Here is a 22,846-nt window from a genome sequence, read left to right as displayed (position 1 = left end):
GACCGTGCGTCGACCTGCTCGTGCGATCGAGTGCCGGGCCCGACGCCGGACCGCGCAGCGACCTGCTCGCGGTCACGCACCGGGCCGGACACCGGACCGTGCGTCGACCTGCTCGGCTCGGGAGCGTCGGTGGGCGCGTCCATCTGCCGGACGCGACCACCGCTGCGTACCGGGGGTGGGCCTCCCGGCTAGCGCCCCGTGACCGCGCGACGGATCTGCTCGATCGGCACCTTCGGCGTGCGGTCCGCGTTGAGCAGGCCGTTCGTCTCCTGCATGGTGTCGGTGAGCTGCGTGTAGCAGGAGCCGGCGAGGAACGAGCTGGCCCGGATCGCGTCGTAGAGCGCGGTGATGCGCGCGATCCAGTCGTCGCCGTCGCTCGCCGAGGTGTAGCCCCAGCCGTCCTCGCGCTGGACGCCGGGTTGGTAGTTCACCCCGCCGAACTCGGTGAGCATGACGGGCTGACCCTCGTCACGTGCCCCGCCGACGAGGACCCAGCGGTCCGCCGGACCGAAGCGCGAGAAGAGCCGCTCGCGGGCGGCGTAGTCCGCGTAGGTCCGTGCGAGCGCCGCGCCGTCCCCCTCGTAGTCGTGGATCGTCACGATATCGGAGTTGGTGTGCTCCCACCCGTCGTTCGAGATCACGGGTCGGGTCGGGTCGATCGCCCGGGTGACGTCCGCGAGGGACCGGGCGTACGCCTGCTGTGCCGGGTCGGTCGCGATGTGCTGCACGCCCCAGCTCTCGTTCGCGGGCACCCAGGTGACGATCGACGGGTGCGACGCGTCGCGCTCGACGGCGTCCATCCACTCCCGCATGAGCCGCTGGACGGCGCGCGGCGAGAACGCGTAGGCACCGGGGGCCTCGCCCCAGACCAGGAGGCCGAGCCGGTCCGCCCAGTACAGGAAGCGCGGGTCCTCGATCTTCTGGTGGTTGCGGGCGGCGTTGAAGCCGAGCTCCTTGATGAGCTCGACCTCGCGGCGGAGGGCCTGTCGCGACGGCGCGGCGATGTGCGACTCGGGCCAGTAGCCCTGGTTGAGGACGCTCCGGACGTCGTAGCTGCGTCCGTGCAGCAGGAAGGTCCCCGCGTCGACCCCGACCGTGCGCATGCCGAAGTAGCTCGAGACCGCGTCGACCGGCGTGCCGTCCGCCGCGAGCAGCGCGACCGTGGCATCGATCAGGCGTGGGTGCTCGGGCGTCCAGTGCAGTTCGTCCTCGGCCTGGCCGTTCGTCTGGCGGGCGACCGGCAGGACGACCTCGAACTCGGTCGCGGTGTCGCCGATGGTGGACTCGACCGTCGCGAGGTGCTCACCGCGCTCGTCCCACCACGCCTCGACGCGGAGGCGCTCGCCGCCGGACCGTCTGCCGTGCAGCCGCACCGTGAGGCGCATCGTGGCGTGGTCGACGTTCGTCCAGCGCAGGTACCCGATCGACGCGGTCGGCACGGCCTCGAGCCAGACCGTCTGCCAGATGCCGGTTGTGCGGCGGTACCAGATGGCGTGCGGGTCCTCGTGCCAGTCCTGCTTGCCGCGGGGCTGGGTGAGGTCGTGCGGGTCGTCCTCGGCACGGACGACCAGGGTGTGCACGGCGTCCGGGGCGCCGCCGGTGAGCAGCTCGGTGACGTCGAAGGAGAACGGGGTGTGCCCGCCCTCGTGCTCGCCGACGAACTGCCCGTCGATCCAGACACGGGCGCGGTGGTCGACGGCCCCGAAGTGCAGCACGAGACGGTCCGCGTGCTCGTCGTGCCCTGCTGCCAGCAGGTCCTCGTGGGTGATCGGCCGCGAGTACCAGACGACCGGGTGGAACCCGGGCTCGTCGATGCCCGACGCCGAGGACTCCGGCGGGAACGGCACGAGGATGTCGCGGGCGTCCGGGAAGCCGTTCCGCCACGAGGACTCGTCGCCCTCGTTCCGGAACGACCACGTGCCGTCGAGGTCGGCCCAGGCCGCGCGGAGCATCTGCGGCCGGGGGTACGTGCCGTCCTGCCGTGAGGCCAGGGGGAGGGTCGGTGCAGGCGAGGTGTCAGGTGCGGCGACGGTGCCGTCGAGCGTGCTCATGGATCAATGCTCCCGTGGTTGTACATCGTTGTAAAGGGTGCGGCGCCGATTGCCGCCCGAGCGCCGGAACACGCGCCGGACCTCCGCCGGCCGCGGGCTGCTGCGCCGCGCGGACGCGTACCGGAGTGCCGCCCAGCCGCACGCCGCACGCCGCACGCCGTGGTCGACCACGACGGCGCGCGCAGTGGACGCGGCCGCCGCCGACGACGGCGTGCACCGTCAGGCGATCGCGGCGTCCCGCGTCAGGACCATCACGTCCATGCGCCCCTGCTGCACGACGACCCCGTGCTGGTTCCGCAGCGTGACGGTCCGCTCCACGATGCCGGTCTTCCCGGAACTCGTCGCCCGCGTCGACAGGATCTCGACCTCGCAGGTCGCCGTGTCCCCGATGAACACCGGCTCGGCGAACCGCCACTGGTCGATCCCGAGCAGTGCCACGGCGGACCCCTCGAACACCCCGGTCCGGGCGATGAGCCCGAGGCAGAGCGAGGTCCCGAGCAGCCCGTGCACGATCCGCTGGCCGTACCGGGTCCGCCCGGCGAACTCGACGTCGGTGTGCACCTGGTTGTTGTCGTTCGTCCACGAGGCGAACGACACCACGTCCGCCTCGGTGATGGTGCGTCCCGGCGTCGTGAAGGTCTGACCAGCTGCGAGGTCCTCGAGGTAGTGCGGCATGCCCCGATCCTCGCAGAACCGGGCGCGGGGTCCGCGGGGCACGTCGCACCCGGGAGCGGACCACGACCGCCCCGAGCCACCGCGTCCACCCCGTCCACCACGACCGCGCGCTCTGCGATCCGTTCACCGCTGCGGCGCTCCGGGCGCGTCCGACGGCGGTGTGCTCGACGGGGGAGCCCCGGCGGCGTCCGTCAGGAGCGCCTCGACCCTGCTGTCGAGCCCGTCGCCACGGTGGACGGCGTCGCGGTGGTCGTCGGCGAGTGTCCACCACCTCCCGTGGGGCGGTTCGGCGCCGGTCTCCCCGAAGGCCGACGTCCAGCCCGCGACGTCCATCCGCACGTCCCCCACCTCGACCCCGAGGTCCCCGTCGTCGGCGCACACCGTCACGAGCACCGTCCTGACCCGCCGGACCCACAGCGGCTCGATCGGCCGCCCGCACAGGACGTCCTCGACTACCGCACGCGGCGGCTCGTCCTGGTCGCCGCCGACCCGCTCGGGCCCCTCGCCACGGTCGACGGTCCACACGCCGCCGTCGTCGTCCGAGCTGGCGAACTCGATACCCGCGCTCGCGAGCACCTTGTCGGGGCTGTCCCACACGACGTCGTACAGGACGGACGCGTCGTGCCGGGTCACACGCCTGCCGACGTCGTCGAACGTGGGGAGTTCGCGGTCGTCGTCGATGCACCAGAGCAGACGCGGCGCGGTGCAGGGAGGGTCGTTCGTCTCGGTTCGGCTCGTCATGCGGCAAGTGTGATCCGGGGGCGTGCAGCCCTCGGCTCCGCGAGAGCATCCTGTGGACGGTGCCGCCGGCTCACTGGCCTGTGGAGGAGCACCACCGGCGCGGACTCGGCACCTCGACAGCCCTCGGCGCGTACCTTCCGCTGCATGAGCGACGGAGCCCGAGACCCACTCGACAACGCCCCCGGAACCCCTTCGACCCCAGCCGTCATCGACGCGCCGGACGACCGCGCCCTCGAAGCCTGGATCGCCGACCGCCGCTGGTACGCGTCGAAGGGGTCGGTGCCGCGCCTCCGCACGATCTCCACCGACGACGGCACCCGACTCGTCCTCGACGAGGCCCCGGCAGCGCCGGCAGCCCCCGTGCTCTACCAGTCCCCGGTCACGGGCGGTCCCGAGGGGACGATCACCGACGCCACGACCGACACCGCCTGGATCGCCGCACTCGCGAACCGCATTGACGCCGACCCCGACAGCCTGCGCCCCATCGGACAGGTGACCGCCGCACGCGTGCTGACCGGGGAGCAGTCGAACACCTCGGTCATCTGCGACACCGCATCCGGCGAGCGCGTCATCATCAAGGTGTTCCGGGTACTGCACCACGGCGACAACCCGGACGTCACCACGCAGCTCGCCCTGTCCGCCGCAGGCAGCTCCCGCGTCCCGCAGGTCTACGGTGCCCTCCGCGGCAGCTGGCCAGACGCCGGACGCCCGGACGGGACCGCGACCGGCCACCTCGCCTTCGCGCAGGAGTTCCTGCCCGGACTCGAGGACGCCTGGCGTGTGGCCCTCGACGACGCACGGGGGCGGAACCCCTTCGGCGACCGGGCGGAGCAGCTCGGCGCAGCGCTCGCCGAGGTGCACCGCACCCTCGCCACCGCGTTGCCGACCGTGCCCGCTGACCCCGACCGACGAGACACCGCCGTCGCGACGATGCACGAACGCCTTGACACGGCAGCTCGCGAGGTCCCGGCCGTCGCCGAACACGCAGCTGCCATCCGCGCCGTCTACGCCCGCGCGGCCACGGTCCCGTGGCCCGGGCTGCAGCGCATCCACGGCGACCTGCACCTCGGTCAGGTCCTGGCCGCTCCCGGGTCTCGCGGATGGGTGTTCCTCGACTTCGAGGGCGAGCCCCTCCGCCCCCTCGCCGAGCGCTCCGTGCCCGACGTGACCCTGCGCGACGTCGCCGGCATGCTCCGGTCGTTCGACTACGTGGCCGGCGCACTGGCACACGACCCGGAACCGGTCGACGCGGGGGAGTGGGCGGCGGACGCACGCTCCCGCTTCCTCGCCGGCTACGAGCACGGCATCGGCGCGGACCTCACGGCGCACCGCGAACTCCTCGACGCCTTCGAGCTCGACAAGGCCGTCTACGAGGTCGTCTACGAGTCCCGGAACCGACCCGACTGGGTCGGCATCCCGCTCGCGGCCGTCACGCGCCTGGTCGCGCGCAGCGGCTCCTGACCGACCCGGCCCGGCACCGGACGGGAGGCCCGTGGCGACGCCGCCACGGGCCTCCCGTCCGTCCTGCGCGCACCTCCGCCGCCCGCCCTGGCGAGCAGTTCCGCGCGTCGGAGGTCAGAACTCCCGCGCGGCCGCTCCCAGCACAATCGGACCGCCCGACGACGCGCGAACCGTCCCATCACGCCCGCGATGGGGAGCACTTCCGCGCGTAGGAGGCAGGAACAACTGCCCTCCGACGCGCAGAAGACCTGCCCGAGCCCGGAGGAACCCACCACGCGCGAACTGCCGCACCATGCGCGGAACGTCTCATCGCACTCGCAGTGGAAAGCAGAATCGCGCGTAGGCAGTCGGAAGAACCGACCTCCTACGCGCGAAACATCTCCCCACGCGCGGAACGACCACCCACGCGCGAAACGACCACCCACGCGCGGAACGGCCCCCCACGCGCGGAACAGCCCCCGCGCCTAGTTGACCGGCCCCGTGTACTTCTCGCCCGGGCCCGCGCCCGGGGCGTCCGGGATCGCCGAGGCCTCACGGAAGGCGAGCTGCACCGAGCGCAGCCCGTCGCGCAGCGGCCGGGCGTGGTGGTCGCCGATCTCGGTCGCCGCGGCGGTGACCAGTCCGGCGAGCACGGTGATGAGCTTCCGCGCCTCGTCGAGGTCGGTCTGCTGCTGCGGGTCGTCGGCGAGGCCGACCTTGACGGCCGCCGCACTCAGCAGGTGCACCGCGACGGTGTTGATGAGCTCGACGGCGGGCACCTCCGAGATGTCCCGTGCGGCGTCGATGCCGCTGCCCTCGTCGTCGATCGGGGTGTCGGTCACGGTGCTCCTCTGCTAGACTCGCTCGCGGCAGATGCTGTCCGTGTGCCATCAGGTCTTCCTGAAGCGCTCGGACGGTGTCACGAAAGAGGAGTCTCTCCCACCCGCGGCCGCGTTCCACCAGGCTACCGGGTCACCACCGCTCCGCGAGTGCACGGCAACTGGGTGCACACGTCGGTCGGGTCCACGGACCCGATGCAGGGCGGCTGCCGAACGGGTTCCGATCCGTGCGTCAGATCTCCTCTCTCGTGCTGTCGTCCAGGGCAAACGCCCCGGACGGCCACCACCTGATTGAAGGAGCTCCGCATCACCGATCCCCGTACCAACGACCGAATCCGCGTTCCCGAAGTCCGACTCGTCGGTCCGCAGGGTGAGCAGGTCGGCGTTGTCCCGATCGCCATGGCACTGCGTCTCGCGCAGGAAGCCGAACTGGATCTGGTCGAGGTCGCGCCGAACTCGAAGCCGCCCGTGGCGAAGATCATGGACTACGGCAAGTTCAAGTACGAGGCCGCTCAGAAGGCCAAGGAAGCGCGTCGCAACCAGGTGAACACGGACCTGAAAGAGGTCCGTTTCCGCCTGAAGATCGACGTGCACGACTACGAGACGAAGCGCAAGCGCGCCGAGGGCTTCCTCCTCGGCGGCGACAAGGTGAAGGCGATGATCCTCTTCCGTGGCCGCGAGCAGTCGCGTCCGGAGCAGGGTGTCCGTCTCCTCCAGAAGTTCGCGGAGGAGATCGCCGAGTTCGGTGTCGTCGAGTCGCGTCCGACCCAGGACGGCCGCAACATGACGATGATCATCGCCCCGCTCAAGAACAAGTCCGACGTCAAGGGCGAGCAGAACGCGAAGCGTGCTGCCCAGAAGGCCGAGCGTCGTGCGTCGGAGCACGCTGCGAAGGGCAAGGAGACCGCGGACGCGGCCGCCGGCTCCGAGCAGACCGACGCTCCCGCCGAATAGGTCCCACCGACCGATCCCGCAATGACGCGGCCCCCATCCATCCCACGGAAAGGCACCTCCATGCCCAAGCAGAAGACCCACTCCGGGTCGAAGAAGCGCTTCAAGGTCACCGGCACCGGCAAGATCATGAAGCAGCAGGCCGGTATGCGTCACAACCTCGAGGTCAAGAGCGCCAAGCGCAAGGCCCGCCTGAACGAGGACCAGGTCCTCTCCAAGGCTGACGCGAAGAACGTCAAGAAGCTCCTCGGCTACTGAGCCCCCGGATCGTAAAGGAATAGTGCAATGGCACGAGTAAAGAGAGCGGTCAACGCCGCCAAGAAGCGCCGCGTCATCCTCGAGCGCGCCGAGGGCTACCGCGGCCAGCGTTCGCGTCTGTACCGCAAGGCCAAGGAGCAGGTCACCCACTCCCTCGTCTACGCGTACCGCGACCGTCACGCGAAGAAGGGCGAGTTCCGTCGCCTCTGGATCCAGCGCATCAACGCTGCGTCCCGCGCCAACGGCCTGACCTACAACCGCCTCATCCAGGGTCTCAACCTGGCCGGCGTCGAGGTCGACCGTCGCATCCTCGCCGACCTCGCGGTGAACAACCCCGAGACCTTCACCGCGCTCGTCGAGACCGCGAAGAAGGCCCTCCCGGCCGACACCTCGGCCCCGAAGGCTGCGTAGTCAGTTCTTCTGCTCGCGAAACCCCCGCCGCACGGCGGGGGTTTCGTCGTTCCTAGACTTGACCCGTGAGCGATCTCCTCGAGAACCCCCGTGCCGGACGTGTGAAGGCCGTCGCGGCCCTGGCCAAGAAGGACGTCCGGGCCGAGACCGGCCTGTTCCTGCTGGAGGGCCCGCAGGCCGTCCGTGAAGCCCTCGAGTACGGCCCGGAACTGCTGCGCGAGCTGTACGTGACCCCGACCGCCGCGGCGCGCTACGGCCTCGACGACGCCCCGGTCGACACCTGGTTCGTCACGGAGCAGGTGCTCGAGGCCATGGCCGACACCGTCACCCCGCAGGGTGTGGTGGCCGTGTGCCAGCAGTTCCCGACGTCGGTGAAGGACGTCTTCCCGGACCGCGGTGCGGTCGCCGACGGCCTGGAGGCCCGTGGGGACTCCGCCGAGCAGGGCGCGCTGCCGGGGCTGGTCGCCATCCTCGAGGAGGTGCGGGACCCGGGGAACGCCGGCACCATCATCCGCGCCGCCGACTCCGCCGGCGCCGACGCGGTGGTCCTGACCGGGCGCTCGGTCGACCCGTACAACCCGAAGGTCGTCCGGTCGACCACGGGCTCGCTCTTCCACGTGCCGGTCTCGGTCGGTGTGACCCTGGCCGACACGATCGCGCGGGCCAAGGCGCTCGGGTACACGGTGCTCGCGGCGGACGTCTCGGGCGACGACCTGCCGGTCGTTCGGGCCGAGGGCATGCTCGACGGACCGACGGCGTGGGTGTTCGGCAACGAGGCCCGCGGCCTCACCGCCGAGGACCTCGCCCTCGTCGACCGCGCGGTGAAGGTGCCGATCTACGGGCAGGCCGAGTCGATGAACCTCGCCACCGCGGCGTCGGTCTGCCTGTACGAGTCGGCGTTCGCGCTCCGGAGCTGACACTCCTGCACAGGCCGCTCGTCGGCACCGACGGTCCACAGTCCGCTCGGTGCAGACGGGTGGTATCCCGTCGGCCGGTAGGATCGGGTCTCGTGTCAGAACCTCTCGAGATCAGCGAATCGGCCGTCGCCGACGCGGTGGACCAGGCCCTCGCGGCCGTCCGTGCCACGACGACGGTCGCCGAGCTGAAGCAGGCCAGGGCCGAGCACACCGGTGAGCAGTCGCCGTTGGCTCGGATGAACGCGTCGATGCGCAGCGTGCCGCCGGAGCAGAAGGCCGCGGCCGGCAAGCTCGTCGGGCAGGCGCGCGGGCGGCTCAACGCGGCGATCGCCGAGCAGGAGTCGGTCCTCGCCGAAGCCGAGGAGCGCGCCCGGCTCGAGGCCGAGCGCGTCGACGTCACCGCGCTGCCCACGCACCGCCCGACCGGCTCGCGCCACCCGCTCTCGCTCCTCAACGAGTCCGTCGCGGACATCTTCGTCGGCATGGGGTGGGAAGTGGCAGAAGGCCCCGAGCTCGAGCACGAGTGGTTCAACTTCGACGCCCTGAACTTCGACCAGGACCACCCGGCCCGGGCGATGGCCGACACGATCTTCGTCGAGCCCGTCGACCGGCACCTGGTCATGCGCACCCACACCTCGCCGGTGCAGGTGCGGTCGCTGCTGTCCCGCGACCTCCCGCTCTACGTCATCGCCCCGGGTCGTGTGTACCGCGCCGACGAGCTCGACGCCACGCACCTGCCGGTCTTCACCCAGGTCGAGGGCATCGCGATCGACAAGGGCCTGACGATGGCGCACCTGCGCGGCACGCTCGAGCACTTCGCCCGGCAGATGTTCGGCGCCGAGGCGCAGATCCGACTCCGCCCGAACTACTTCCCGTTCACCGAGCCGAGTGCCGAGATGGACGTCTGGCAGCCGAACGCCAAGGGCGGCGCGCGGTGGGTCGAGTGGGGTGGCTGCGGCATGGTCAACCCCAACGTCCTGCGTGCCGCCGGCATCGACCCGGACGAGTACCAGGGCTTCGCGTTCGGCATGGGCATCGAGCGGACGCTGCAGTTCCGCAACGGCCTGAACGACATGCGTGACTTCCTCGAGGGCGACATCCGCTTCTCGCAGCAGTTCGGAACGGTGGTCTGATGCGCGTCCCAATCCGTTGGCTCGGCGAGTCCGTGGACCTGCCCGACGACGTCACCCTCGAGCACGTCCACGCGGCGCTCGTGTCGGTCGGCTTCGAGGAAGAGGACGTCCACACCTTCGACCTGACCGGCCCCGTCGTCGTCGGCCGGGTGCTCGAGCGCGTGCCCGAGCCGCAGAAGAACGGCAAGACCATCAACTGGTGCCAGGTGGACGTCGGCGAACCCGAGCCCCGCGGCATCGTCTGCGGTGCGCACAACTTCGACGTCGGCGACCTCGTCGTCGTCACGCTCCCCGGTGCCGTGCTGCCCGGCCCGTTCCCGATCGCGGCCCGCAAGACCTACGGGCACGTGTCCGACGGCATGATCGCCTCGGCTCGCGAGCTCGGCCTCGGCGACGAGCACGACGGCATCCTGCGCTTCGCCGACCTCGGCATGGAGCCCCCCGTCGGCGCAGACGCGATCGCCCTCCTCGGCCTCGACGACGCGGCTGTCGAGATCAACGTGACGCCCGACCGCGGCTACGTCATGAGCATGCGCGGCGTCGCCCGCGAGTACGCCCACGCCACGGGCGCGGGCTTCCACGACCCGGTCGACCGCGTCGCGCCCCGCGCCGGCGAGGGCTTCCCGGTGACGATCGACGACCAGGCGCCCATCCGTGGCCGGGTCGGCGCGAGCACCTTCGTCACCCGGGTCGTCCGCGGCATCGACCCCACCGCGAAGACACCGTCCTGGATGGTCTCGCGTCTCGCACTGGCGGGCGTGCGGTCGATCTCCCTGCCGGTCGACATCACGAACTACGTCATGTTCGAACTCGGGCAGCCCCTGCACGGCTACGACCTCGCGACGGTGAACGGTGGGCTCGGTGTCCGTCGTGCCACGGTCGGCGAGACCCTCGAGACCCTCGACGGCGTCGTCCGCAAGCTCGACCCCGAGGACCTCGTCATCACCGACCACGCCGGCCCCGTCGGGCTCGCCGGTGTCATGGGCGGTGCGCGGACCGAGATCTCGGCCGCGACGACCGACGTCCTCATCGAGGCCGCCGGCTTCGACCAGGTCTCGATCGCCCGCACCGCTCGACGGCACAAGCTGCCGAGCGAGGCGTCCCGACGCTTCGAGCGCGGGGTCGACCCGCTCGTGGCCGAGGCCGCGGCGAACCGGGCCGTCGAACTCCTCGTCGACCTGGCCGGCGGCACCGCCGATGCACTCGGTTCGACCCTCGTCGACACCACCCCGCGCCCCACCGTGTCGATGCGACTCGCTCGTCCGTCCGAACTCATCGGTGTCGCGTACACCGACGCCGAGGTCGTCGACACGCTCCGCGCGCTCGGCGCCACGGTCGACGTCGACGGTGACCTGCTCACGGTGACGCCGCCCACCTGGCGCCCCGACCTGACCGACGACACCACCCTGGTCGAAGAGGTCGCACGCATCGTCGGGTACGACCGGATCCCGAGCGTCCTGCCGGTCGCGCCGCCCGGACGCGGCCTCACCGCGCACCAGCAGGCCCGCCGTCGCGTGGCGTCGGCCCTCGCCGCCGCCGGGCTCGTCGAGGTCGTCACCGCACCCTTCGTGTCCGCGCCGACACAGGCCGCGTACCCTGGCATCGACGCAGCGGGCAGCCCGAGCGTCGTCCTCGCGAACGCCCTCGACAGCGAGCAGGACCTGCTCCGCCGCAGCGGGGTCCCCGCGCTGGTCGACGCCGCCCGACGCAACGTGTCGCGCGGCCTCGTCGACGTCGCACTCTACGAGACCTCGCGCGTCTTCCTGCCCGCCGCCGGCGTGACGCTCGGCACCGACGACGTGCCGGCCGGCGGGACGCTGCCCGACCGCGCGACGCTCGAGGCGCTCGACGCCTCGCTGCCCGCGCAGCCCTTCCACGTCACCGCGCTCCTCACCGGCAACCGCGTCGTGAAGCAGCCCGGTGTGCCGGCCGAGCCGTACGGCATCGCGGACGCGATCGACGCGGCACGCCAGGTCGCGTGGGCGGTCGGTGTCGAGCTGACCGTCGCCCAGACGACCCACCCGTCGCTGCACCCCGGCCGTGCGGCGTCGCTGCTCGTCGACGGAGCGGTCGTCGGTGTCGCCGGCGAGCTCCTGCCCGAACTGTCCGAGGCGGCCGTGCTGCCCCGGGTGGTGGCGGTCGTCGAACTCGACCTCGACGCCCTGGTCGCCGCGGCGCCGGAACTCGTGGCGGTCGCACCGATCGTGTCCTACCCGGCGGCCACGCAGGACCTCTCCCTGGTCGTCGCGACGGACGTCCCCGCCGGTGACGTGCTCGATGCGGTGCGCTCTGGCGCGGGAGAGCTGCTGGAGTATGCTCGGCTCGTGGACGACTACCGGGGCACGGGTGTGGACGAGGGACAGAAGTCCCTGACGTTCGCCCTGCGGTTCCGCGCCACGGACCGCACGCTGACCGCTGCCGAGGCCACCGAGGCCCGCGACGGCGCAGTCCGACGTGCCGGCGAGCGATTCGGGGCGACCCTGCGCGACTGACCCACGACGGGATCAGCACCGCCCGGGGTCGCCGCCTCCGACTCCTCGACGACCAGTCCGACCAAAGGTGGAATCCCATGTCCGTATCCGTCGCCGTGGCGGGAGCCTCCGGCTACGCGGGCGGTGAGCTCCTGCGCGTGCTCTCCGCCCACCCCGAGTTCGACGTCAGGACGGTGACCGCGTTCTCGAACGCCGGCCAGCCCCTGATCGCGACGCAGCCGCACCTGCGGTCGCTGTCGCACCTGACCCTCGTGGAGACGACGGCCGAGAACCTCCGCGGGCACGACGTGGTGTTCCTGGCGCTGCCGCACGGCCAGTCGGGTGCGATCACCGCCGAACTCGGCGACGACGCCCTCGTGATCGACTGCGGCGCGGACCACCGGCTGACGGACCCGGCGGCGTGGGAGCGGTTCTACGGCGGCGAGTACTTCGGCGCCTGGACCTACGGACTGCCCGAGCTGTTGCTCGCGGCGCCCACCCCCGGCTCGGCCGACGAGTGGCGGGACGTCGACGACATCGCCGCCCAGGGCAAGCAGCGGTCCGGTCTCGTCGGTGCGAAGCGGATCGCGGTCCCCGGGTGCAACGTGACCGCGGTCACGCTCGGCATCCAGCCGGGGATCCAGGCCGGGCTCGTCGAGTCCGACGACATCGTCGCGGTGCTGAGCGTCGGCCCGAGCGGGGCCGGCAAGAAGCTCGCGAACACCTACCTGGCGTCCGAGATCATGGGGTCCGCCAGCGCCTACGCCGTCGGTGGCACCCACCGGCACGTCCCCGAGATCCAGCAGAACCTGCAGGTCGCCGGCGCGTCCGACGTCACCATCTCGTTCACGCCGGTCCTCGTGCCGATGTCCCGGGGCATCCTCGCCACCACGACCGCGAAGCTCTCGCCCGGCGTCAGCGCGCGCGACGTCCGGCTCGCGTGGGAGCAGGCGTACGCCGACGAGCCCTTCGTGCACCTGTTGCCGGAGGGCGAGTTCCCCCGCGTCGCCGACACCATCGGTGCGAACACCGCGCTCGTCGGCATCGCCGTCGACGAGTCCGCGGGCCGCGTCGTCGCGGTGAGCGCACTCGACAACCTCGCCAAGGGGACGGCGGGCGCCGCCGTCCAGTCGGCAAACATCGCCCTCGGTCTCCCCGAGACCACGGGCCTCAGCGTGGACGGAGTCGCACCGTGACCGACGCAGGCACGACCACCCAGACCGAGCCGGGCCTCCAGGGCGTCACCGCGGCAGCGGGCTTCCGCGCCGCCGGCGTCACCGCCGGTCTCAAGGCGAGCGGCAAGCCGGACGTGGCGCTCGTCGTCAACGACGGGCCCGACGCGGCCGCGGCCGCGGTCTTCACCAGCAACCGCGCCCAGGCGCACCCCGTCATCTGGTCCCGCCAGGTGGTGGGGGACGGCGTCGTCCGCGCCGTCGTCCTCAACTCGGGTGGTGCGAACTGCTTCACCGGCCCGTTCGGCTTCCAGACCACGCACCTGACGGCCGAGGCCGTGGGTGACGCCCTCGGCATCGGGGCCGGCGACGTCGTCGTCTGCTCCACCGGGCTCATCGGCGTGGGCGACCAGACCTTCCGCGACAGCGTGCTCCGCGGCGTCGACCTGGCGAGCGCGGCGCTCAGCGACGACGGCGGACCGGACGCGGCGACGGCCATCATGACGACGGACACGAAGCCCAAGCAGTCCGTCGTGACCGAGGACGGCTGGACCATCGGCGGCATGGCGAAGGGTGCCGGCATGCTCGCGCCCGGTCTCGCGACGATGCTCGTCGTCATCACGACGGACGCCGTGCAGACGCCCGACCAGCTCGACCAGGCGCTCCGCGCCGCCACCCGCACCACGTTCGACCGGGTCGACTCGGACGGCTGCATGTCGACGAACGACACCGTCGTGCTGCTGTCGTCCGGTGCGAGCGGTGTGACGCCCGAGGTCGGCGACTTCCAGGAAGCGCTGACCGCCGTGTGCGCCGACCTCGCCCGCCAGCTGCAGCAGGACGCCGAGGGCGCGGCCCACGACATCACCATCGAGGTCGTGCACGCCGCCTCCGAGGACGACGCCGTCACCGTCGGTCGGAGCGTCGCCCGCAACAACCTGTTCAAGGCGGCCGTCTTCGGCAACGACCCGAACTGGGGCCGGGTGCTCGCGGCGATCGGCACGACCGACGCCGAGTTCGACCCGTACCAGGTGGACGTCAGCATGAACGGCGTGCGGGTCTGCCACGCCGGCGCTCCGGACGAGCCGAGCGACACCGTCGACCTCACCCCGCGCGACACCCACGTGCGCATCGACCTCGGGGTCGGCACGCACGCGGCGACGATCCTCACCAACGACCTCACGCACGACTACGTGCACGAGAACAGCGCGTACTCCAGCTGATGGGCGACCTCAACAAGCAGGAAGAGCACGAGCTCGCCGCGGTCAAGGCGGCGACGCTCATCGAGTCGCTGCCCTGGCTGAAGCGGTTCTCGGGCAAGATCGTCGTGGTCAAGTTCGGCGGGAACGCCATGGTGAACGAGGACCTCAAGCGCGCGTTCGCCGAGGACATGGTCTACCTGCGCTATGCGGGGCTGCACCCCGTCGTCGTGCACGGTGGCGGGCCGCAGATCTCCGCGGCGCTGAAGGAGCAGGGCATCGAGTCCGAGTTCCGCGGCGGGTACCGCGTCACGACGACGGAGGCGATCACCGTCGTCCGTGACGTCCTGGCCGGCGAGGTCAACCGCGAGATCGTCGACCTGGTGAACGAGCACGGCGAGGGCCTGGCCGTCGGCGTGTTCGGCGACGGCGGCTCACTCTTCACCGGTGAGAAGAAGGGCGTGGTCGTCGACGGGCAGGAGTACGACCTCGGGCACGTCGGGGACATCACCCACGTCGACCCGTCCGGCGTGCTCGCCGCGATCGAGGCCGGCCGGATCCCGGTGGTCTCGAGCATCGCGATCGACGACGCGCACCCGGACCAGGCCCTCAACGTGAACGCCGACGCGGCGGCCGGTGCGCTCGCGATCGCGCTCCGCGCCTCGAAGCTCATGATGCTCACGGACGTCCCCGGGCTGTACCGCAACTGGCCCGACCGTGACTCGATCGTCGACCTCATCGCGGTCGAGGAGCTCCGCGAGCTGCTGCCGACGCTCGAGTCGGGGATGATCCCGAAGATGACCGCGTGCCTCGACGCCGTGGTCGGGGGTGTCGGCGGTGCGACCATCATCGACGGCCGGATCCCGCACTCGATCCTGCTCGAGGTCTTCACCCTGCGGGGTGCGGGCACCGAGGTGATCCCGGACCCGAGCCGACGCACCGAGAACCAGATGACCCACGCCGAGATCGGCCGCCGCGTGGCGTCGCCGTCGATCGACAGCAGCACCGGCCAACACGTGGCCGGCGCGACCGAGAAGGGACAGCAGCCGTGAGCACCGAGACGCAGACCCAGACCTGGAACGACCGGTTCGGGGCGTCGCTCATGCGATCCCTGACCCCGCCGAAGATCATGCTCGAGCGCGGCGAGGGCTGCCGCGTGTGGGACGTCGACGGCAACGAGTACCTCGACTTCCTCGCCGGCATCGCCGTGAACTCGCTCGGACACGCGCACCCGGCGCTCGTCGGGGCCATCGCCGACCAGGCGGCCAAGCTCGTGCACGTGTCGAACTACTTCGCCACGCCGCCCCAGCTCGAGCTCGCCGAGCGCCTGAAGCGCATCAGCGGTGCCGGCGACGCCGGTCGGGTGTACTTCGGCAACTCCGGTGCCGAGGCGAACGAGGCCGCCTTCAAGCTGGCCCGCCTGAACAAGGGTGCCGACGGCCGGAAGACCCGCATCCTCGCGCTCAAGCAGGGCTTCCACGGCCGGACGATGGGCGCCCTCGCGCTCACCGGCAAGCCCGCCCTGCAAGAGGACTTCCTGCCGATGGTGCCGGGGGTCGAGCACGTCGACACCTCGATCGAGGCCCTCGAAGCGGCGATCGACGACACCGTCGCCGCCCTGGTGCTCGAGCCGATCAAGGGCGAGGCCGGCGTCGTCGACCTGCCCGAGGGGTTCCTGCTCGCCGCACGTCGGCTCACCGAGGAGCACGGCGCGCTGCTGGTCCTCGACGAGATCCAGACGGGCGTCGGCCGCACCGGCAACTGGTTCGCGTACCAGGGCCACGGCATCACGCCCGACGCGATCACGATCGCGAAGGGCATCGCCGGCGGGTTCCCGATCGGTGCCCTCGTCACGTTCGGGTGGGCGTCCGACCTGTTCTCCGCCGGGCAGCACGGCTCGACCTTCGGCGGGAACCCGCTCGGCACCCGGGTCGCGAACGCCGTGCTCGAGGAGATCGAGCGCGCCGACCTCGTCGCCGGCGCCGTCACCAAGGGCGAGCGGATCCGCGCCGGCATCCGCGCGATCGGCTCCCCGCTCGTCGAGGAGGTCCGCGGGACCGGGCTGCTCATCGGCGTCGGGCTGACCGGCCCGATCGGCGCAGCCGTCAACGCCGCCGCCCTCGAGCGCGGCCTCATCATCAACGCCCCCAACGAATCGAGCCTGCGCATCGCGCCGCCGCTCATCGTGTCCGACGCCGAGATCGACGCGTTCCTGTCGATCCTCGGGCAGAGCCTGGCCGCAGTCGCCGCCGAGCAGGGCACCACCAGCCAGGAGACCTCCGCATGACCCGCCACTTCCTCCGGGACGACGACCTCAGCCAGGCCGAGCAGTCCGCGATCCTCGACATCGCCGACCGCATGAAGGCCGACCGCTGGGCCGAGAAGCCCCTCGCCGGTCCGCAGAGCGTCGCGGTGATCTTCGACAAGTCGTCGACCCGCACCCGGGTGTCCTTCCACGTCGGGATCTCCGACCTCGGCGGCAGCCCGCTCATCATCTCGACGGCGAACAGCCAGCTCGGCGGCAAGGAGACCCCGTCGGACACCGCCCGCGTGCTCGAGCGCATGGTGTCGGCGATCGTCTGGCGCACCTACGGCCAGGCCGGTCTCGAGGAGATGGCGGCCGACACGACGGTCCCCGTGGTGAACGCGCTGTCGGACGACTTCCACCCGTGCCAGCTCCTCGCCGACCTGCTCACCATCCGTGAGCACCGCGGCACCCTGGCGGGCCAGACGGTCGCCTTCATCGGCGACGGCGCGAGCAACATGGCGCAGTCGTACCTGCTCGCCGGTGCGACGGCCGGCATGCACGTGCGGGTGGCCGCCCCGGACGCCTTCGCCCCCGCGGCGCAGGTCGTCACCGACGCCGAGGAGCGCGCGGCCGTCACCGGCGGGTCCGTCCTCGTCGTCACCGACCCGGTGGCCGCTGTCGCCGGCGCGGACGTCGTCGTGACGGACACCTGGGTCTCGATGGGCAAGGAGTCCGAGAAGCAGTCGCGCCTCGACACCTTCGCCGGGTACCGCGTCGACGACGAGCTCATGGCGCACGCCGCGGACGACGCCGTGTTCATGCACTGCCTGCCGGCGGACCGCGGCTACGAGGTCACCGCCGAGGTCATCGACGGACCGCGCAGCATCATCTGGGACGAGGCGGAGAACCGCCTGCACGCCCAGAAGGCGCTGCTCGCCTGGCTCCTCGCCGCGAACACGACGGGCAGCGCGACCAGCGCGACCACCGCGGGCAGCGCGACCACCGCTGGCAGCGCGACGAGCGCGACCAGCGCGGTCGCCGCGAGCACCACCGCGACCACCGCGGGCGCCGCGACCACCGCGGCGTAGGGACGCACCGCATGGCAGACCGCGTCGTCCTCGCGTACTCCGGTGACCTCGGCACCTCCGTCGGGGTCGGCTGGCTGCGCGACACCACCGGCAAGGACGTGGTGGCGCTCGCGGTCGACGTCGGGCAGGGCGGCGAGGACCTCGACGCGGTCCGCGCGCGGGCACTGGAGTGCGGCGCGGTCGAGTCGATCGTGGTGGACGCCCGCGACGAGTTCGCCGACGAGTACGTGGTGCCAGCACTCAAGGCCAACGCGCTCTCACTCCGACGGTCGTCGCTGGTGGCGGCGCTGAGCCGTCCCCTGGTGGCGAAGCACCTCGCGCTCACCGCGACCCAGCTCGGCGCGGACACCGTCGCCCACGGGTGCAGCGGGACGGGTGACGACCCGGTCCGCTTCGAGGCGGCGGTCGCGGCGATCGCCCCCGACCTGCGGTGCGTCGCACCGGTCCGGGACCTCGCGCTGACCCCGGACAGCACCGTCGCGTACGCGGCCGAGCACCGGCTGCCGGTCCCGGGCAGCGAGCGTGCGTACTCCGTCGACCAGAACCTCTGGGGTCGGGCCGTCGAGACCGGGTTCCTCGAGGACCCGTGGTCCGCACCCGACGAGGACCTGTACGCCTGCACGCAGGACCCGGCGACCCCCCGCGAGCCGGACGAGGTCACCGTGACCTTCGAGCGCGGGGTGCCGGTGGCGATCGACGGGCAGCGGTTCAGCGTGCTGCGCGTCGTCCAGGAGCTCAACGCCGTGGCCGGCAAGCACGGCGTCGGGCGGCTCGACGTCGTCGAGGACCGACTCGTCGGCATCAAGACCCGTCAGATCGCCGAGGCCCCCGGTGCGACGGCGCTCATCGCGGCGCACGAGGACCTGGAACGGCTGACCCTGGAGCGCGACGTCATCCGCTACAAGCGCGGCGTCGAGTCGGAGTGGGCCGACCTGGTGTCCGACGGTCTCTGGTTCGGCAGCCTGAAGCGCAGTCTCGACGCCTTCGTGGACCACACCCAGCAGCACGTGTCCGGCGACGTCCGGCTGCGGTTGCACGGCGGTCTCGTCACGGTGACGGGTCGCCGCTCGGAGCAGAGCCTCTACGACTTCGACCTCGCCTCGGACGGCGACGACGCGTTCGACCACTCCCTGTCGAAGGGCTTCTCCGAGCTCTGGTCGTTGCCGAGCCGGATCGCCGCACGACGCGACCGGGCGAACTGACCACCAAATCGTCCGGACGCGCCGACGCGACGCGGCCGGCCGGGCCCGACCAGCCCGACCCGACGTGGCACCCGCACCGATCGACAGCCCCACCCCGACCGACAGCCCCACTCCGACCAGGACGACGCAGGACGACATGACCGACGAGAAGACCGACGCCACCAACACCGGTGCCCTCTGGGGCGGCCGCTTCGCCGACGGCCCGAGCGAGGCCCTCGCCGCCCTGTCGAAGTCCACGCACTTCGACTGGCAGCTCGCGCCGTACGACATCGCGGGGTCCCGCGCGCACGCCCGCGCGCTGCACACGGCCGGGTACCTCACCGCGGACGAGCTCGAGCGCATGCTCGCCGGCCTCGACCGGCTCGGAGCGGCGCACGCCGACGGCACGCTGCAGCCCGACGACTCCGACGAGGACGTCCACGGGGCCCTCGAACGCCTGCTCATCGCGGACCTCGGCCCCGAGCTCGGCGGCAAGCTCCGCGCCGGCCGCAGCCGCAACGACCAGATCGCGACCCTCGGGCGCATGCACATGCTCGACCACGGGCGGCGCATCGGGCGGCTCGTGATCGACCTGGTCGACGCGATCACCCAGCAGGCGACCGAGCACCCCGACGCGATCATGCCCGGGCGCACGCACCTGCAGCACGCCCAGCCCGTGCTCCTGGCCCACCACCTGCTCGCGCACGCCTGGCCGCTGGTCCGCGACCTCGAGCGCCTGCGTGACTGGGCCGGCCGGGCGAGCGTCAGCCCGTACGGCGCCGGTGCGCTGGCCGGCAGCTCGCTCGGGCTCGATCCCGCCGCCATCGCCGCGGAGCTCGGCTTCGACCGCCCGGCGGACAACTCGATCGACGCGACCGCCGCCCGCGACGTCGTCGCCGAGTTCGCGTTCGTCCTCGCGCAGATCGGCATCGACCTCTCGCGGCTGTCGGAAGAGGTCATCCTCTGGAACACGAAGGAGTTCGGCTTCGTCCAGCTCCACGACGCGTTCTCGACCGGCTCGAGCATCATGCCGCAGAAGAAGAACCCGGACATCGCCGAGCTCGCCCGGGGCAAGTCGGGGCGCCTGATCGGCAACCTGACCGGGCTCCTCGCGACCCTCAAGGGACTGCCGCTCGCCTACAACCGCGACCTGCAGGAGGACAAGGAGCCCGTCTTCGACTCGGTCGCCACGCTCGAGGTGCTGCTGCCGGCCTTCACCGGCATGATCGCGACGCTGTCCTTCGACACCGACCGGATGGCCGAGCTCGCCCCGCAGGGCTTCTCGCTCGCGACCGACGTCGCCGAGTGGCTCGTGCGCCAGGGCGTGCCCTTCCGCGACGCGCACGAGGTCTCCGGCGCGCTGGTCCGGTACTGCGAGGAGCGCGGCATCGAGCTCGACGAGCCGTCTGACGACGAGTACCGCACCGTCTCCGAACACCTCACGCCCGAGGTCCGCACGGTGCTCACGATCGAGGGCAGCGTCGCGTCCCGTGCGGGCGTCGGCGGCACGGCCCCGGACCGCGTCGCCGAGCAGCTCGCCGCGGTCACGCGTCGGGTCCACGACATCGCGGCGGGCGCTCCCTTCTCGCGATGACCGCCGGTCTCCTCGCCCTGCTCGCCGAGCCCGCGCCGACGGTCGCACCCGCCCTGCTCGGCGCGACCGTGACGGGGCGGGGGGTGACCATCCGGATCACCGAGGTCGAGGCCTACTCCGGCCCCACCGACCCCGGTTCGCACGGGCACCGCGGGCCGACCGAGCGCAACCGCCACCTGTTCGGCTCGCCGGGCACCCTGTACGCGTACCGCTCGTACGGCATCCACACCTGCGTCAACGTGGTGAGCGCGCCCGTGGGCACGTCGTCGGGATCGCTCCTCCGCGGGGCCCGGGTCGTGGACGGTCTCGACGTCGCCCGTGCACGCCGCGGGCCGTCCGTCACCGAGGTCGCGTTGGCTCGCGGCCCCGGCAACCTCGGCAGCGCCCTCGGGGCGGTCCTCGGGCAGGACGACGGGACCTCGCTGCTCGACGGCTCCGGTCCGTTCGTGCTCGCCCTGGCACCCGGTCTGGAGGCCCGGATCGCCTCCGCCGGCCCGGCTCGCCTCGTCGAGGACCTCCTGTCCGAGACGCTCCCCGGTCCGGCGACGGGCGGTCCGGTCCTGCGGATCTCGCGCGGACCCCGCACCGGCGTCGCCGGCATAGCCGGCGGGGTGGGCTACCCCTGGCGGTTCTGGCTGACGGGTGACCCGACGGTGTCGACGTACCGACGGCACAAGCGCGCCCTCGACCCGTGAACGCGACCACGGGCCTCCCGGTCGACGGCGCCGGCGGTGGCGCGCCGCCGGTACGATGGCTGGGTGTCCAGTGATCCCTCCCACGACGTCCTGACGCGCCAGCAGAACGACCCCACCTTCGACTCCGTGTGGGACGAACTGCGGTGGCGCGGTCTGGTGCAGGTCTCGACCGACGAGGCCGCGCTGCAAGCGGCCCTCGACGGTGACCCGATCACGTACTACTGCGGCTTCGACCCGACCGCGCCGTCGCTGCACTGCGGCAACCTCCTGCAGCTGCTGACGATGCGCCGGCTGCAGTTGGCGGGGCACAAGCCGCTCGCGCTCGTCGGGGGGTCGACGGGGCTCATCGGCGATCCGCGTCCGACCGCCGAACGGACCCTGAACACCCGCGAGACGGTCGCCGAGTGGGTGTCCCGTCTGCAGGGACAGGTCTCGCGGTTCCTCAGCCCGGACGGTGACAACGGCGTGCGGCTGGTGAACAACCTCGACTGGACGGCGCCGTTGTCCGCCATCGACTTCCTGCGCGACGTCGGCAAGTACTTCCGCGTGAACTCGATGCTCAAGAAGGACGCCGTCGCCGCGCGGCTGAACTCCGACGCGGGCATCAGTTACACCGAGTTCAGCTACCAGATCCTGCAGGGCCTCGACTACCGCGAGCTCTTCCGGCAGTACGGGTGCACGCTGCAGACGGGTGGCTCGGACCAGTGGGGCAACCTGACCTCGGGGACGGAGCTCATCCGGCGAGCCGAGGGCGCCACGGTGCACGCCCTCGGGACCCCGCTCATCACGAACGCCGACGGCACGAAGTTCGGCAAGAGCGAGGGCAACGCGATCTGGCTCGACGCCGAGATGACCTCGCCGTACGCGCTGTACCAGTTCTGGCTCAACACGGCGGATGCCGACGTGATCGCCCGCCTGCGGGAGTTCACGTTCCTGTCCCGTGCCGAGATCGAGCGGCTCGAGCAGGCGGTGGCGGACGAACCCTTCCGCCGCGAGGCCCAGCGCACCCTGGCCTTCGAGGTGACCTCGCTCGTCCACGGTGTCGAGGCCACACAGGCGGCGATCGACGCCGCGGCGGCGCTGTTCGGCAACGGTGAGCTCGGTGCCCTCGACCCGGACACCCTGCGATCGGCGATCGCCGAGCTGCCCGGATCGGTGACGCTCGACCCCGGTGCCGACGTCGCCCGTGCGTTGGTCGAGACCGAACTCGTGAAGTCCCTCGGCGAAGCGCGGCGCGCGATCGACCAGGGCGGGGTGTACGTGAACAACGCCCGGGCCGAGGACCCGGCCGCGGTGCTGTCCGACCTCGCCCTGCCCGGGGGAGTCCTCGTGCTCCGCCGTGGCAAGAAGACCCTCGCCGGTGTGACGCTGGCCTGACGTCCGACGCTCGACGATGCCCGGTTCCCCGCGTGGGACCGGGCATCGCTGCGTTCCGGCACCGGGTGTTGCACAAGGCGACACGCCCGGGATGGGAGCTGGCTTGGCGCACTCGCTCAGGGCTGCGTATAGTTCTTACTCGTCACCCCAAAGGTGCGGCGGAGCGGCTGGAGCGAAAGCCCAGAGCATGCCGGCCCTCAAGCGGGACCATCCTCCACTGAAGTTCAGATCAGGCCTTGCGCCGGATCGCTTCGACGCCTAGGATGACAAGCCCACCGGTTCTCTCCCCTCGGGATGAGCCACTGGACCTCTTGGTCCGACGAACGACCGGTGGCAAGCCAAGTACACAAGCCTTGTGGCTGAAGCTCGAACTCGAGCCGAGGAGCAAGTGCGTCTGGTCCTTGAGAA

The 22,846-nt window shown here is 71.8% G+C and carries 19 protein-coding genes and 1 pseudogene; 16 read left to right on the top strand and 4 right to left on the bottom strand.

The genetic code is table 11. The features are described 5' to 3' along the window. Window positions 1-188: 188 nt before the first annotated feature. The 3 genes from BIU94_RS14800 to BIU94_RS14790 all read right to left on the bottom strand — a co-directional run bounded on the left by BIU94_RS14800 (window position 189) and on the right by BIU94_RS14790 (window position 3,467). Window positions 189-2,051, bottom strand: a complete 1,863-nt coding sequence (locus tag BIU94_RS14800; RefSeq protein ID WP_083404880.1) for a glycoside hydrolase family 2 TIM barrel-domain containing protein — start codon at window positions 2,049-2,051, stop codon at window positions 189-191. 219 nt (window positions 2,052-2,270) lie between these two features. Continuing rightward, entirely contained in the window at window positions 2,271-2,726 is a 456-nt protein-coding gene (locus BIU94_RS14795; RefSeq protein WP_071262586.1) for a MaoC/PaaZ C-terminal domain-containing protein, read from the bottom strand. Between the two features lie 123 nt (window positions 2,727-2,849). Further along, window positions 2,850-3,467: a hypothetical protein gene (locus tag BIU94_RS14790; protein WP_071262585.1), complete on the bottom strand. Its 618-nt coding sequence runs from the start codon at window positions 3,465-3,467 to the stop codon at window positions 2,850-2,852. Window positions 3,468-3,611: 144 nt separating this feature from the next. Here BIU94_RS14790 and BIU94_RS14785 point away from each other — a divergent pair, with 144 nt between their 5' ends. Continuing rightward, window positions 3,612-4,928, top strand: coding sequence for a phosphotransferase (locus BIU94_RS14785; RefSeq protein ID WP_254784820.1), 1,317 nt, complete (start codon window positions 3,612-3,614; stop codon window positions 4,926-4,928). Window positions 4,929-5,392: 464 nt separating this feature from the next. Here BIU94_RS14785 and BIU94_RS14780 read toward each other — a convergent pair whose 3' ends face one another. Beyond that, complete coding sequence (locus tag BIU94_RS14780) at window positions 5,393-5,749, bottom strand: DUF1844 domain-containing protein (protein ID WP_071262584.1); 357 nt, start codon at window positions 5,747-5,749, stop codon at window positions 5,393-5,395. A 288-nt stretch (window positions 5,750-6,037) separates the two neighbouring features. On the opposite strand from BIU94_RS14780, the gene infC reads away from it, so the two are divergent. The 15 genes and pseudogenes from infC (at window position 6,038) to tyrS (ending at window position 22,438) form a co-directional block, all read left to right on the top strand. Beyond that, complete coding sequence (gene infC, locus BIU94_RS14775; protein WP_083404879.1) at window positions 6,038-6,700, top strand: translation initiation factor IF-3; 663 nt, start codon at window positions 6,038-6,040, stop codon at window positions 6,698-6,700. A gap of 60 nt (window positions 6,701-6,760) precedes the next feature. Further along, window positions 6,761-6,955, top strand: a complete 195-nt coding sequence (gene rpmI, locus BIU94_RS14770; protein WP_071262583.1) for a 50S ribosomal protein L35 — start codon at window positions 6,761-6,763, stop codon at window positions 6,953-6,955. 27 nt (window positions 6,956-6,982) lie between these two features. Continuing rightward, window positions 6,983-7,366 (top strand): 50S ribosomal protein L20, encoded by a 384-nt coding sequence (rplT, locus tag BIU94_RS14765; RefSeq protein WP_017887975.1) that lies wholly within the window; start codon window positions 6,983-6,985, stop codon window positions 7,364-7,366. 65 nt (window positions 7,367-7,431) lie between these two features. After that, complete coding sequence (locus BIU94_RS14760) at window positions 7,432-8,283, top strand: RNA methyltransferase (RefSeq protein WP_071262582.1); 852 nt, start codon at window positions 7,432-7,434, stop codon at window positions 8,281-8,283. Between the two features lie 92 nt (window positions 8,284-8,375). After that, complete coding sequence (pheS, locus tag BIU94_RS14755) at window positions 8,376-9,416, top strand: phenylalanine--tRNA ligase subunit alpha (RefSeq protein WP_071262581.1); 1,041 nt, start codon at window positions 8,376-8,378, stop codon at window positions 9,414-9,416. After that, window positions 9,416-11,908, top strand: a complete 2,493-nt coding sequence (gene pheT, locus BIU94_RS14750; protein WP_071262580.1) for a phenylalanine--tRNA ligase subunit beta — start codon at window positions 9,416-9,418, stop codon at window positions 11,906-11,908. Before pheS ends, pheT begins: the two co-directional genes overlap by 1 nt. Before the next feature lie 77 nt (window positions 11,909-11,985). Further along, window positions 11,986-13,083 carry an N-acetyl-gamma-glutamyl-phosphate reductase gene (locus tag BIU94_RS14745; protein WP_071262579.1) on the top strand — a complete coding sequence of 366 codons (1,098 nt, stop codon included), beginning with the start codon at window positions 11,986-11,988 and terminating at the stop codon, window positions 13,081-13,083. Beyond that, complete coding sequence (gene argJ, locus BIU94_RS14740) at window positions 13,080-14,279, top strand: bifunctional glutamate N-acetyltransferase/amino-acid acetyltransferase ArgJ (RefSeq protein ID WP_071262578.1); 1,200 nt, start codon at window positions 13,080-13,082, stop codon at window positions 14,277-14,279. The genes BIU94_RS14745 and argJ overlap by 4 nt, the downstream gene beginning before the upstream one ends. Beyond that, window positions 14,279-15,307, top strand: coding sequence for an acetylglutamate kinase (gene argB, locus BIU94_RS14735; protein ID WP_071262577.1), 1,029 nt, complete (start codon window positions 14,279-14,281; stop codon window positions 15,305-15,307). Before argJ ends, argB begins: the two co-directional genes overlap by 1 nt. After that, window positions 15,304-16,542 carry an acetylornithine transaminase gene (locus BIU94_RS14730; protein WP_071262576.1) on the top strand — a complete coding sequence of 413 codons (1,239 nt, stop codon included), beginning with the start codon at window positions 15,304-15,306 and terminating at the stop codon, window positions 16,540-16,542. The genes argB and BIU94_RS14730 overlap by 4 nt, the downstream gene beginning before the upstream one ends. Further along, window positions 16,539-17,459 (top strand): annotated as a pseudogene (gene argF, locus BIU94_RS14725) (ornithine carbamoyltransferase); the annotation flags it as partial. The gene BIU94_RS14730 and the pseudogene argF, both read left to right, overlap by 4 nt. Before the next feature lie 143 nt (window positions 17,460-17,602). Next, window positions 17,603-18,793 (top strand): argininosuccinate synthase, encoded by a 1,191-nt coding sequence (locus BIU94_RS14720; RefSeq protein WP_071262575.1) that lies wholly within the window; start codon window positions 17,603-17,605, stop codon window positions 18,791-18,793. Between the two features lie 136 nt (window positions 18,794-18,929). Next, window positions 18,930-20,366 (top strand): argininosuccinate lyase, encoded by a 1,437-nt coding sequence (argH, locus tag BIU94_RS14715; RefSeq protein ID WP_071262650.1) that lies wholly within the window; start codon window positions 18,930-18,932, stop codon window positions 20,364-20,366. After that, window positions 20,363-21,061, top strand: coding sequence for a DNA-3-methyladenine glycosylase (locus tag BIU94_RS14710; protein WP_071262574.1), 699 nt, complete (start codon window positions 20,363-20,365; stop codon window positions 21,059-21,061). Before argH ends, BIU94_RS14710 begins: the two co-directional genes overlap by 4 nt. 63 nt (window positions 21,062-21,124) lie before the next feature. Then, window positions 21,125-22,438 carry a tyrosine--tRNA ligase gene (gene tyrS, locus BIU94_RS14705; protein ID WP_071262573.1) on the top strand — a complete coding sequence of 438 codons (1,314 nt, stop codon included), beginning with the start codon at window positions 21,125-21,127 and terminating at the stop codon, window positions 22,436-22,438. The last annotated feature ends 408 nt before the right edge of the window (window positions 22,439-22,846 follow it).

It is taken from the genome of Curtobacterium sp. MMLR14_006, assembly GCF_001864985.1.
Taxonomy (GTDB): Bacteria; Actinomycetota; Actinomycetes; order Actinomycetales; family Microbacteriaceae; genus Curtobacterium.
The sequence above is the reverse complement of the archived record's forward strand: the minus strand, read 5'-3'. Positions and strand labels throughout refer to the sequence as shown.

What these genes read in the sequence shown, in the direction of transcription:
- BIU94_RS14800 (WP_083404880.1), bottom strand. Translation starts at nt 2,051, where the DNA reads ATGAGCACGCTCGACGGCACCGTCGCCGCACCTGACACCTCGCCTGCA.
- BIU94_RS14795 (WP_071262586.1), bottom strand. Translation starts at nt 2,726, where the DNA reads ATGCCGCACTACCTCGAGGACCTCGCAGCTGGTCAGACCTTCACGACG.
- BIU94_RS14790 (WP_071262585.1), bottom strand. Translation starts at nt 3,467, where the DNA reads ATGACGAGCCGAACCGAGACGAACGACCCTCCCTGCACCGCGCCGCGT.
- BIU94_RS14785 (WP_254784820.1), top strand. Translation starts at nt 3,612, where the DNA reads ATGAGCGACGGAGCCCGAGACCCACTCGACAACGCCCCCGGAACCCCT.
- rpmI (WP_071262583.1), top strand. Translation starts at nt 6,761, where the DNA reads ATGCCCAAGCAGAAGACCCACTCCGGGTCGAAGAAGCGCTTCAAGGTC.
- rplT (WP_017887975.1), top strand. Translation starts at nt 6,983, where the DNA reads ATGGCACGAGTAAAGAGAGCGGTCAACGCCGCCAAGAAGCGCCGCGTC.
- pheT (WP_071262580.1), top strand. Translation starts at nt 9,416, where the DNA reads ATGCGCGTCCCAATCCGTTGGCTCGGCGAGTCCGTGGACCTGCCCGAC.
- BIU94_RS14745 (WP_071262579.1), top strand. Translation starts at nt 11,986, where the DNA reads ATGTCCGTATCCGTCGCCGTGGCGGGAGCCTCCGGCTACGCGGGCGGT.
- argB (WP_071262577.1), top strand. Translation starts at nt 14,279, where the DNA reads ATGGGCGACCTCAACAAGCAGGAAGAGCACGAGCTCGCCGCGGTCAAG.
- BIU94_RS14720 (WP_071262575.1), top strand. Translation starts at nt 17,603, where the DNA reads ATGGCAGACCGCGTCGTCCTCGCGTACTCCGGTGACCTCGGCACCTCC.
- argH (WP_071262650.1), top strand. Translation starts at nt 18,930, where the DNA reads ATGACCGACGAGAAGACCGACGCCACCAACACCGGTGCCCTCTGGGGC.
- BIU94_RS14710 (WP_071262574.1), top strand. Translation starts at nt 20,363, where the DNA reads ATGACCGCCGGTCTCCTCGCCCTGCTCGCCGAGCCCGCGCCGACGGTC.